Source organism: Eubacterium sp. AF15-50, assembly GCF_934835595.1.
GTDB lineage: Bacteria > Bacillota > Clostridia > Lachnospirales > Lachnospiraceae > Eubacterium_G > Eubacterium_G segne.
The window spans coordinates 22,072-28,413 of sequence record NZ_CAKVZL010000019.1; the positions used below are offsets into that span (position 1 = coordinate 22,072).

The 6,342-nt window shown below is 34.3% G+C and carries 7 protein-coding genes; all 7 read right to left on the reverse strand.

Annotated elements, in window-relative coordinates:
- Window positions 1–13: 13 nt before the first annotated feature.
- A complete protein-coding gene (locus Q5O73_RS03895; protein WP_302669071.1) occupies window positions 14–463 on the reverse strand; it encodes a hypothetical protein in 450 nt (149 codons plus the stop codon).
- 84 nt (window positions 464–547) lie between these two features.
- On the reverse strand, window positions 548–1,099 hold the full coding sequence (locus tag Q5O73_RS03900; RefSeq protein WP_118588668.1) for an NUDIX domain-containing protein: 552 nt from the start codon (window positions 1,097–1,099) through the stop codon (window positions 548–550).
- Window positions 1,100–1,210: 111 nt separating this feature from the next.
- Window positions 1,211–2,005, reverse strand: coding sequence for a pyrroline-5-carboxylate reductase (gene proC, locus Q5O73_RS03905; protein ID WP_302669072.1), 795 nt, complete (start codon window positions 2,003–2,005; stop codon window positions 1,211–1,213).
- A gap of 120 nt (window positions 2,006–2,125) precedes the next feature.
- Window positions 2,126–3,679: a ribonuclease Y gene (gene rny, locus Q5O73_RS03910; protein WP_021953156.1), complete on the reverse strand. Its 1,554-nt coding sequence runs from the start codon at window positions 3,677–3,679 to the stop codon at window positions 2,126–2,128.
- Window positions 3,680–3,830: 151 nt separating this feature from the next.
- Window positions 3,831–4,448 (reverse strand): regulatory protein RecX, encoded by a 618-nt coding sequence (locus Q5O73_RS03915; RefSeq protein WP_021953157.1) that lies wholly within the window; start codon window positions 4,446–4,448, stop codon window positions 3,831–3,833.
- A 12-nt stretch (window positions 4,449–4,460) separates the two neighbouring features.
- On the reverse strand, window positions 4,461–5,498 hold the full coding sequence (recA, locus tag Q5O73_RS03920) for a recombinase RecA (protein WP_302669073.1): 1,038 nt from the start codon (window positions 5,496–5,498) through the stop codon (window positions 4,461–4,463).
- A gap of 164 nt (window positions 5,499–5,662) precedes the next feature.
- The gene (locus tag Q5O73_RS03925; RefSeq protein WP_302669074.1) at window positions 5,663–6,229 is read right to left on the reverse strand and encodes a cytidylate kinase-like family protein; all 567 of its coding nucleotides are present in this window, start codon (window positions 6,227–6,229) and stop codon (window positions 5,663–5,665) included.
- Window positions 6,230–6,342: the final 113 nt, after the last annotated feature.

A 6,342-nucleotide genomic window follows, 5' to 3' on the forward strand; every position in this document is an offset into this window, starting at 1 on the left:
TTAGAAATTAATTTTAGAATATGAAAAAATTTTGTAACAAAGATGAAATAATAAAAATTAAAAAACTTATTCCCCTTCCTACATTTTTCCTGTTGCCGTCACACATATATACCGTTCCTATGATTTTAGCCATAGTATCTATGCCTGCCCCCACAAGCAATAAAGTGTGTGAGCTTACAGATACAGTAATTATTCCTGCCAACACAAATGCAAAGTAAAAAACAAAAACCGGAACAATTTTATCTTTTATTCTGAAAAAAGATAAAATAAATATTCCCAGCAAAAACTTCACATCTCCTAAGAGAACATAAATTACACCATCAAACAGATTGTTAAATTTTATGTTTTCAACATTATTAAAAGAAAAATCTATGCCTAGAAAATTATACACAAGAGTTCCTGTTATAATTCCAAATATAAAGGCATAGATTTTGTAGTTTTTTTCCGCTAATTTATAATTCATACATTATTCCTTTGCCTTTTATGGTATGAAAAGCAATATATTTTGCATTCTCATATGTTAATATATGAATCTAAATATGAAAAATTACTTTTTACAGTCCCCTTTTACATACTTACAATAATATGTCAAAAGAGAGGACACTGTTTTAGCATCATTAATTTCGTTAGCTATTATTTTCTCCATTAATTCATCTATTGTGTAAATTTCTAAGGAAATATCTTCATCTTCATCAAACTTCTGATGAGATTTTTCCAAATCAAAGGCAACATATACGTCTATTTTTTCTCCTGAATAAGCAATAGCCGGAACTAATGTCTGTAAAAACTCAACACGAGAAGATTTGTATCCCGTTTCTTCTTCTAATTCTCTTGCTGCACACATATTAGTAGGCTCGTTTTCTCCATCTCTTCCTCCGGCCGGAATTTCCAGAGCAAATCTGTCTATGGCATTTCTCCACTGTCTTACCATAATAATTCGTCCATCATCTAAAACCGGAATAACTGCCGCTGCACCCTTATGTTGTAAAAAATCCCACTTCACATGATGCCCCTTAGGTGTTATTATATCATCTTTACAAAAATCAAGAATTGCTCCTTTATATACAATCTGACGATTAATACGCTTAAACTCCTTCATAAAATCCTCCATTCCGTATTTTTTTACTTATGATGTATTGTAGAAATTTGCGTAGCAATAAAGCGATTCGATTACATCATTTAACCCCAAAATTCACTTTTGACACTTACATTATTTTATATTTACACATTTATCAAAGCATGCATCTGTAGCTGCAAAAATTGCTTTTCTAAATCCGTTTTTTTCCAATTCTTCAACACCTGCAATTGTAGTTCCTGCTGGTGAGCATACCATATCCTTTAATTCTCCCGGATGTTTTCCGGTTTCTAACATAAGCTTAGCTGAGCCTAACACTGTCTGTGCTACAAATTCATAAGCATCCTTTCTTGGAAGTCCACATTTAACAGCACTATCAGCAAGAGCTTCCATAAACATAAATACATATGCCGGAGAACTTCCACTGGCACACACTACACTATTAATTAATTTTTCTTCAACTACTTTCATTTTTCCAATAGATTTAAAAATTTTTGTAATATTATCTATTTCGTCTTCTGAAAAGATTTCCTTATTGTAGCATACTCCAGTCATTCCTTCTCCCACCATGGCCGGGGTATTAGGCATTGACCTTACAATTCTATTAGTTTTAAACATATCCGCCATCTGACTAATTGTAATTCCCGGTGCAAGAGAAATTAAAACATTCTCCTTTGTTATGTCCTGTGCAATTTCCTTTGCAACCTTTTCAAACATTTGTGGTTTTACTGCCAAAATAATATATTTTGCTTTCTTAACTACCTCATTGTTGCTTTCACAATAGTCAACCTCTTCTTTTTTTGAAAACTCAACCATTTTTTCTCTGGAATTTCTATGGAATATAATATTTTCCTTTCCGAAAGTCTCCTTTGCTCCGGAAAGCATTGCACTTCCCATATTTCCCATTCCGATAAATCCTAAAACTGCCATAATACACCTCACAATATTTTTCTAATAAATTTATATCTAATTAAGTATATCATTTTTTCCTGTTTATGGGTAAAAAAAATAAGCCACCATAATTTAATATGATGGCTTAATGTAGATTATTTATTTTGCGTAATCAATGGCTCTTGATTCCCTTACAATGTTTACCTTAATCTGACCAGGATATTCTAATTCACTTTCAATCTGCTTTGAAATATTTCTAGCCATAATAACCATATCAGCATCTGAAACCTTTTCAGGGATAACCATAACTCGAACCTCTCTACCTGCCTGAATGGCAAAAGATTTTTCAACTCCTTCGTATGAGTTTGTAATATCTTCTAACTGTTTTAATCTGTTTGTGTATGTCTCAAGTGTCTCACGTCTTGCACCCGGTCTTGCTGCAGAAATAGCATCTGCCGCCTGAACGATACAAGCTATAAGTGTTTCCGGTTCAACATCACCGTGATGTGCTTCCACAGCATTAATGATAACCGCTGATTCCTTGTATTTTCTACATAAATCAACACCTAACTGTATATGTGTTCCTTCCATTTCATGGTCAACTGCCTTACCTATATCATGAAGCAGACCCGCTCTCTTGGCTACTCTTACATCTAAGCCCAATTCAGCTGCAAGTAAGCCTGATAAATGTGCCACTTCAATAGAATGCTTCAGTGCATTCTGACCATAACTGGTTCTAAACTTCATCTTTCCTAAAAGTTTAACCAATTCCGGATGTATACCATGTACTCCCACTTCAAGTGTAGCTGCCTCTCCTTCTTCACGAATCATGGTTTCAACTTCTTTCTTAGCCTTATTAACCATTTCCTCGATTCGCGTAGGCTGGATTCTACCATCTACAACAAGCTTCTCTAAGGCGATTCTTGCCACCTCTCTCCTAATAGGATCAAATCCTGATAAAACAACTGCTTCCGGTGTGTCATCAATAATAAGATCAACACCTGTAAGTGATTCAAGAGTTCTAATATTACGTCCCTCTCTACCAATTATTCTACCTTTCATTTCATCATTAGGAAGTGAAACTACAGAAATCGTAGTCTCAGAAACATGATCTGTAGCACATTTCTGAATAGCATTTACAACAAGCTCTCTAGCTTTCTTATCAGCATCTTCTTTTGCCTGTGCTTCTAATTCCTTAACTAATTTTGCAGTTTCAATTTTAATTTCTTCTTCAACAGTTTTTAATAAATATTCTTTTGCCTGTTCGGAGGTTAATCCAGAGATTCTTTCAAGTTCCTGTACGCGCTGTTCGTTTAACTTATCTACTTTAGCTTTAGTCTCTTTTAACTCTTCTTCATGAGCTTTAAGACTATTTTCTTTCTTCTCAAGTGCATCTGACTTCTTTTCAACAGACTCTTCCTTGTTAAGAACTCGTTTCTCATAACGTTGAACTTCTGCTCTTCGTTCTTTGATTTCTTTGTCAAGTTCATTTTTGGTTCTAAGATTTTCCTCTTTAGCTTCCAAAAGTGCCTCTTTTTTCTTAGCTTCAGCTGTCTTAATGGCTTCATCAATAATTTCACGAGCCTTATCCTCTGCTGAGCCTATCTTCTTTTCAACAGTACTTTTTCTGATTGTAACTGCCACAAAAGCTGAAATCAAAGCAACTACAACTGCAATTCCAACGCATAAGAGTGTCCAAGTAGTATCACTCACAGGAGCACCTCCTTATTTAGTTTTCATTGTACATCACAACATATCCATTTTACTTTATTAACCAAGTTATGTCAAGCAATCTCACCGTTTATGTGACAAAAATGTAACAAAAATGTGCTACCAGACAGTTTGGCTAATAGCACATTTCCTCCTATAATGACATATCCGTATCATGAGAATATTGTCTCACAGCCGATTTTACATCATTATAATTATATCCTTTTCCTACAAGATAACGATATAACTTCTGTAATTCTTTTGGTTCTTCAAGATTATACCTCTTAATTCTTTTTTCCAATATTTTATTAAGAGAATGTTCGTCTGTATAATCGCTTTCTTCAAAGGCCTTATCAATAACATCCTTTTTTATGCCTTTAGTCATAAGATCCTGAACTATCTGTCTTTTACTTTTAGATTCGGACTTATATTCAATATAGAGACCGGCATATCTTAAGTCATCTATCAGATTATATTCTAAAAGATATGAAATGACCGATTGAATAATATCCTCAGGATAATTGCCGGATTTTAACTTATCATATATCTGCTTTTTAGTCTTATACCCGTCATCTAATATATAAAGTGCCCTTTCTCTGGCCCTCTTATATAATATCTCCCAAATCTCATTATATGACTTTTCATCTATGGTGGCATTCTCACTGATTTTGTATCTTCTGACCTCCCCTTTATATAGAATAAAGGAGATGCCATTATCCAATGTAATTTGAATCCGACTACCCTTCGGTATAGTTTTTACTACAGTATACATGTTGTTGCAATATTACTCCGTTTCAGTATTATTATCGGTATCTTTTTCCTCACTGCCGTCTAATGCATAAAAATCACGTACTTTTGTCTCTATTTCTTCCATAATGGTCGGATTTTCAAGAAGGTATTTTTTTGCATTCTCTCTTCCCTGACCAATCTTTTCAGAATTATATGCATACCATGATCCGCTCTTTATTACAACTCCACAGTTAGCTGCCAAATCAAGAATATCACCTTCTCTTGATATTCCCTTTCCAAACATAATGTCAAATTCTGCTTCCTTAAATGGTGGTGCAACCTTATTCTTAACAACTTTAACTCTTGCACGGTTACCTACCATTTCACCACCTGCCTTAAGTGTCTCCACTCTTCTAACATCAAGTCTGACTGATGCATAGAACTTCAACGCACGTCCACCGGTTGTTGTTTCCGGATTTCCAAACATAACACCGATTTTTTCTCTTAACTGGTTAATAAACACAACTGAACATCCTGTTTTATTAACTATTCCCGTAAGCTTTCTAAGTGCCTGTGACATAAGTCTTGCCTGCTGTCCCATATGAGAATCCCCCATATCTCCATCTATCTCAGCCTTAGGTACAAGAGCAGCAACTGAGTCCACTATAATAATATCTACAGCTCCGGATCTAACCATAGTCTCTGTAATCTCTAATGCCTGCTCGCCATAATCTGGCTGAGAAATATATAAATTATCAATATCCACACCTATAGCCTTGGCATATACCGGGTCAAGTGCATGTTCCGCATCAATAAAGCCTGCCACTCCACCTCTCTTCTGTGTTTCAGCAATCATATGTAGCGCAACCGTAGTCTTACCACTGGACTCCGGACCATATATCTCAATAATTCTGCCCCTTGGAATTCCTCCTATACCTAAAGCTAAATCCAAACTTAATGAACCTGTAGGAAGTGATTCAACATTCATCTTATTACCTGAATCACCTAATTTCATAATGGCACCCTTACCATGCTGCTTCTCAATCTGTGATATAGCTGCATCTAATGCCTTTAACTTATCTTCTTTATTCATATTAATCCTCGCTTATTTTAATCGAACTGTTGTTCGTTATTATGATAGTACATTATCCTATCCTTGTCAATATTAATTTGTCATATTATTTTGTTAAATATAATTATATACTTTATTAAAATAATATGCAACATGATTATTTATTTTTTAGAAATCCTACATTATTATACATTCTTTAACTTTAAATATTCATCAATCATTTCGCCTACTCCTGTTTTTTCCAGGTTTATTGCATCCAGGCACATATCATAATTACCTGCATACCCCCACTCTTCTCCTGTATAATATTTGTGATAACTCCTTCTTCTGTTATCTGTCTCATCAACTATTATTCCTGCCTTTCTTTCAGACACATTATGTTTTATTGCAATATTTCTAATGCGCTGTTTTTTTTCACCACATAAAAATATTCTTACAACATCGTCCCTATCCCTAAAAGCATAATTTGATGCCCTTCCAATGATTACAAAATCACCATTTTTGACAGTTTTCCCAAGAGCCTCTTTAGGCGTGTTTCTTAAGTGCTGTTTCATTTCATCTGCTACAGTATCCATCATTAATTCAAGGGATACTTCATTAAAGAAAAAAGGATATTTTTCGTAAATATGTTCTTTCTTTGCAATTTTTTCCAGTTCTTTTTTGGTGTAACAGGGAATATTGTATTTTTCAGCTAAAAATCTTCCAATATCATCTCCATTACATCCACATTCTCTTGCTATTGTTATTATCATATATCCTCATTCTCCTAATTTTATAATTAATCTTCTATTACATAAAATTTGCATATAATGATGACAGTGCTACCGTAAGTATTCCTGATACCGCTATGGCAAGACTGCTCATT

Bases quoted from the DNA above. Each gene is read 5' to 3' on its own strand.
- Q5O73_RS03895 (WP_302669071.1), bottom strand. From the start codon at position 463: ATGAATTATAAATTAGCGGAAAAAAACTACAAAATCTATGCCTTTATA.
- Q5O73_RS03900 (WP_118588668.1), bottom strand. From the start codon at position 1,099: ATGAAGGAGTTTAAGCGTATTAATCGTCAGATTGTATATAAAGGAGCA.
- proC (WP_302669072.1), bottom strand. From the start codon at position 2,005: ATGGCAGTTTTAGGATTTATCGGAATGGGAAATATGGGAAGTGCAATG.
- Q5O73_RS03915 (WP_021953157.1), bottom strand. From the start codon at position 4,448: ATGTATACTGTAGTAAAAACTATACCGAAGGGTAGTCGGATTCAAATT.
- recA (WP_302669073.1), bottom strand. From the start codon at position 5,498: ATGAATAAAGAAGATAAGTTAAAGGCATTAGATGCAGCTATATCACAG.
- Q5O73_RS03925 (WP_302669074.1), bottom strand. From the start codon at position 6,229: ATGATAATAACAATAGCAAGAGAATGTGGATGTAATGGAGATGATATT.